Annotated in this window: 2 protein-coding genes; both read right to left on the reverse strand. The window is 52.7% G+C overall.

Annotated features, from left to right (window positions below):
- Window positions 1-517, reverse strand: a 517-nt coding sequence (locus DBR24_RS13070) for a glycosyltransferase family 39 protein (protein ID WP_218278136.1), incomplete at its 3' end; no start/stop codon positions are given.
- 2 nt (window positions 518-519) lie between these two features.
- Window positions 520-1,281 (reverse strand): lysylphosphatidylglycerol synthase transmembrane domain-containing protein (locus DBR24_RS13075; protein ID WP_146189034.1); only part of this gene is annotated, 762 nt, incomplete at its 5' end.

Below are 1,281 nucleotides of genomic sequence, written 5' to 3' on the forward strand. Positions count from 1 at the left end.
CCGCCAGAACCAATGCATAAACAGTCACATTCGACGTCGTCGGATTGCGAACCGCGGTAATAAAAACAACAAATGAAAGCACTACCAGAAAAACCAATAACGAATATGATCGAGTCTCTTGAGAGTACGTAACCAGATAAAAATTAACGGCTGACAGCCATGCACACACGAGGCCGGCACGATTATTGAGCAGTTGCCTTCCCAAGTAGAACATCAGGGGAATCAGCAACGTTCCAAAGAAAACCGACAGGTATCTACCCGTCATCTCGGCATAGCCAAACCCTTTATAAAATGCCCAGAGCAACAGTTGATAAAACGGCGGATGAACATCTGACAATGTTCGTTTATACACATTGATAAAACTGTTATCCGGATCACTTGTCGCCACACTGAACGCTTCATCCAGCCAAAGCCCATTCGCCTCAATATGACGCAGCCTCAAACAGCAACCAAAGATGATTGCCAACCCCAGCAGGAGATAATCACGTATTTTCATTTCATTGGCTTCGTTGCCCATCTTCAGCATCCCCCAAAATCTCCATCCTGCGATTTTCCCTGCATCATCAGAAAAACTGCTCCCAATCCCACCGCCAACCATAACGTCACCAACCGCAACAAGACCGTCGCCGCAATTGCACTCGGCAACCCGACACCAGCCGACACCAGCAACAGCACCATCACCGCCTCGGCGCTGCCCAAGCCTCCGGGCATGAAACTCAGCGCACCGGCTAACATGGAAACGGCATAAATGAACACTGCGGATGTCAGAGGGATGACCGTGCCCATGGCAGTGAGCATCCAGAAAAACGCCAGTGCTTCCAGTCCCCAGCCCAGCAGACTCAACAGCGTTGTACCGATCAGACGGCGTGGGGTATGGCAACGGTGCGATAGCTGCATCACGCGAACGGCATGGTTCAGCAGCCGGGCAAACCCACCAGACCTGTGTGCAACAGACTGCTCAATGGCGTTGACAAAACCTGGTCTGAACAGCAGCGACAGACTGAAAACCAGCGAGATCAGGCAGGCGATAACCATCGGCCGCCATTCGGGATACGCACTCCCCCCCATGAGCGCCAACGTAACCATCGCCAGCAAATCCGACAGGCGTTCACTGAATAGCGCCGCAAAACTGTGTGGATAAGGCACGTCCCAACGCTTGAGCAAAACGCCGCGCAACGCCTCGCCAGCCTTGCCGGGAGTGGTGGTCAAGGCGAATCCTGACAGATAGATTTTCAGACTTGGCCACCAGGGCAATGGATGACGCAGCGCATTGAGGTAGAC

This window comes from Pseudomonas sp. HMWF006 (assembly GCF_003061205.1).
In the GTDB taxonomy this organism is placed as follows: Bacteria; Pseudomonadota; Gammaproteobacteria; order Pseudomonadales; family Pseudomonadaceae; genus Aquipseudomonas; species Aquipseudomonas monsensis.